The sequence below is a fragment of the Kitasatospora sp. NPDC023120 genome (assembly GCF_055560835.1).
Window position 1 is genome coordinate 1 of record NZ_JBVHHY010000090.1, and the last position, 3,486, is coordinate 3,486.

The window sequence follows — 3,486 nt, forward strand, 5'->3', positions numbered from 1 at the left end:
TGATCAGGCGAAGGCCGCTTCCGTGTACGGGAGTTACCGATACGAGTGATCAAGTTCGGCAGCCCGTTCGAGGCTACTGCTTAAAGATCAAGCTAGGGCGTGTTTCGAAAGTGCTGGTCATAGCCACTCGTTGATGGCTGCGACCAGCACGGTCGCTTCGTAGCGGCCGGCGAGTTCGTCGTATCTGGCGACTACCCTGCGGTGGTATTTGAGGCCGCCGGGGGTGAGCTCCCCCGGGCTACCCGATAGTTCCAAGAGCCGTCCCCAAAAAGACCACGCCACTACGCCCGTACTCGGCGATCATGGCAGCCATGACCGATGCAACTGGACCGGAGCCGCTGGGCATATGTCTCGTGGCCAATATCGCCCAGGAGACCAGCCATGGCGAAGGTGGGCTGGAGATCCGTAAGGGGCTGCGGCACTTTGCGCCGGGGGCGAAGGTGTGGATAGCACCGCCGGCCTGGGGCGATGGCGGCGAACGCGTCATTGTGGCTGGACGCCATCGGGGTAACCACCGTCGCTACATGCGGATCGTGATCGAGAGCCGATTCCTGGTGAACTTCCGGGTCCGTGCCGTCTACAGCCCGGCGCTGGTGCGTGCGTTGACAGAGGCGGAGCCTGGTGAGGAGAAGGAGTTCGGCGCCCACTTCCTGTGGCCCCTGGAACAGGCGGAGAGCTGGGCGCGGTCCTGGAACACACCGAAGATGGAGGCCCGGGTGGACGGCCACCGCAGTCGTGCCCACCTGGTCACCGATCCTCCGCCCATGGAGCTGCAGCTCGACGGCGTCACCTACTACCTGGCTCATTTCAATGCCCGTGGGGCCCGCTACTCGCCGGAGCCGCCACCGGCGGAGCCGTCGCCGACGACTGGCTGAGGAAAGCGACCGGCTCCTTTCCGAAGTGGATCAAGGTCATGCGATGATCACGTTCCATGGTTCGGGGAGATCTGACGGACACCCAATGGGCAGTGCTGGAACCGCTGCTGCCGCGCTCAAGTGCGTCTACATGGCCGTCATGAGCCTGGACCCCGCCGGCACCGGCCGCAAGCGCTGGACCATGCGCTGGAAGCCCGCACTCCAGGCCTTCGACATCGCCTTCGACGGCCGGCTCTCCGTCGGCCGCCGCTAACTCACACAACACGAGATACACCAGTCGCTGGGCTCTTACAAGATTTTCGTAACCAGTGATCGCTTCAACTCGCCTATGGTGTCGCCTGGTTGGCGGTGAGACGCTGTCTGGGTGTGTTGTCGTGGTGGGGGACTTGCTGCCGCAGCTGGCCGCGGTGCAGGTCGAGCGCGTGGAGGCCAGCGGGGATCTACTGAGGATCACTGCCCGGACCAGGGATGACGTGCCGGCGGCGTGTCCGTTGTGCGGACAGTCGTCCAACTGGGTGCACTCTCGATACGAGCGGCATGTCGCGGACGAGGCGGTGGGCGGTCGGGCGGTCGTGATCGACCTATCGGTGCGCCGCCTGTACTGCGAGAACCCAGCCTGCGAGAAGATCACCTTCGCCGAGCAGATCGACGGGCTGACCCGGCGTTACCAGCGTCGCACTCCTGCTCTACAGAAGGTGGTCGACGCGGTCGCCGTGGCACTGGCCGGGTCGGCCGGGGCCCGCCTGCTGGGCGTGCTGCACCACGTGCTTACCTGGGCGGGCGTGCTGAACTGTCTGATGCGCATCAGCCTGCCCGCCCGGGTCGTCCCGCGGGTGCTGGGCATCGACGAGTTCGCCCTGCGCCGGGGCCACCGCTACGCCACCATCCTGATCGATGCCGCCACCGGCGAGCGCGTCGAGGTCCTGCCGGACCGCAAGATGGAGACGGTGACCGCCTGGCTGAAGGCCCACCCTGGTATCGAGGTGGTCTGCCGGGGCGGCGCCGGGGGCTTCGCCCAGGCCACCACCGATGCCGACCCCACGATCACTCAAGTTTGCGACCGCTGGCACCTGTGGCACGGCCTGGCCGGGGCTGCTCAGAAGGAAATCGCAGCCCACAGCGCATGCTGGGCCAAGGCCGGGCCGCCCCTTCGGGAAGGCACCCGCGCCGCTACCACCCTCGAGCGGTGGCAGCAGGTCCACCAACTCCTCGATGCCGGTGTCGGCCTGCTGGAATGCGCCCGCCGTCTGGGCCTCGCACTGAACACGGTCAAGCGCTACGCCCGCCACACCGAGCCCGAGCGCATGGTGCGGCCACCCCTCTACCGACCCACCCTGGTCGACCCCTACCGCGACCACCTGCGCCGACGCCGGGCCGAGGACCCCGCAGTGCCCGTCACCCACCTCCTGCGCGAGATCAAAGAACTGGGCTACACCGGCAGCGCGAACCTCCTGGTCCGCTACATCAACCAGGGCCGGGTCGAGGCCGACCGCGCCAGCCTCTCCCCGCGCAAGGCCGCCCGCCTCCTGCTCACCGACCCCAACCACCTGCACGAGGACCAGCGAGTGCTCCGCGACCAACTCGCCGGAGCCTGCCCGGAGATGGCTGCCCTGGCAGACGCCGTAGTCGACTTCGCCGCCCTCCTCGCCCCGAAACCGGCCAATGCCCAGGCGCTGACCGGATGGATCACACGGGTCCGGGCGGCGGATCTGCCGTTCCTGCACGCCTACGCCACCGGCCTCGAGCGCGACCGCGCCGGCGTCGACCACGCCCTCACCTTGCCATGGCACAACGGCCGCACTGAGGGCGTCAACAACAAGATCAAGCTGCTCAAGCGGCAGACCTACGGCCGCGCCGGACACCGCCTTCTACGCCAGCGCATCCTGCTCAGCTGACCAGAGCCGAGGGCGATCACCGACTACGAAAATCTTGTAAGAGCCGAAGACCGTACAGACCCGGGTCGCCGGGGCGTGGGCCGGGAATCGGCTTGGGCTCAGTGAGGACATCGATCAGGGCGTCGGCGCCGGCGACGATGCCTGAGCCCACGGTGGCAGCGGTGCCAACGGCAACCGTAGCGCCTTCGACGACCACGGTAGAGACAACGGCCGTGCCGACGGTGACGATGGTGTCAGTGAGGAAGTCGATGGGGCTGGGGTTGGCGTGCGGGCGGTCGTGGTCGTTGAGCGGGCCCTTGACTGTTGGGGGCTTGGGCCTGGGCAGGGTCGGACCGGGGGATGGGCGCGGTCTGGGGCGCTTGCGGGGCGGTGTCGGCTTGTGGCGGCCTCCGCCGCCTGAGCCGCCTCCGCGAATGATCGTCCCGAGTTCACCAGTTGAAGTAATATTCCCGAGTCCACTTGTTGATGTCGGTCCGCTTGAGGGCGCCGACCGATACCCGGGGCCGCCACAGTCAGTTGTCCACCAGTACTTGTCGCAGTTGATCTGCGACCCCGAGTCAAACGAATAGAAATTATTCTCGTTCTCTTCGTCGATTACCCGCTTCATTACTTCACATTGGAGCCGAGGCTGGCTCGGGCCGCGTCCCGGGCGGGTCGGACACCATGGTGCGCGACCCGCCCTCGTACGAGACCCACCCGCTGCCTACATCGTTTCC

The 3,486-nt window shown here is 67.0% G+C and carries 2 protein-coding genes and 1 pseudogene; all 3 read left to right on the forward strand.

Features of this window, described 5'->3' with window-relative positions; genetic code table 11:
• Positions 1–311: 311 nt before the first annotated feature.
• The 3 genes and pseudogenes from ACZ3TI_RS40765 to ACZ3TI_RS40775 all read left to right on the forward strand — a co-directional run bounded on the left by ACZ3TI_RS40765 (position 312) and on the right by ACZ3TI_RS40775 (position 2,770).
• Positions 312–875, forward strand: coding sequence for a hypothetical protein (locus ACZ3TI_RS40765; protein WP_465735615.1), 564 nt, complete (start codon positions 312–314; stop codon positions 873–875).
• Positions 876–981: 106 nt separating this feature from the next.
• Positions 982–1,128 (forward strand): annotated as a pseudogene (locus tag ACZ3TI_RS40770) (IS256 family transposase); the annotation flags it as partial.
• A gap of 103 nt (positions 1,129–1,231) precedes the next feature.
• Positions 1,232–2,770 (forward strand): ISL3 family transposase, encoded by a 1,539-nt coding sequence (locus ACZ3TI_RS40775; protein WP_465735617.1) that lies wholly within the window; start codon positions 1,232–1,234, stop codon positions 2,768–2,770.
• Positions 2,771–3,486 lie beyond the last annotated feature (716 nt).

Excerpts from the sequence above, each read along its gene's own strand:
- ACZ3TI_RS40765 (WP_465735615.1), top strand. The coding sequence starts at position 312 with ATGACCGATGCAACTGGACCGGAGCCGCTGGGCATATGTCTCGTGGCC.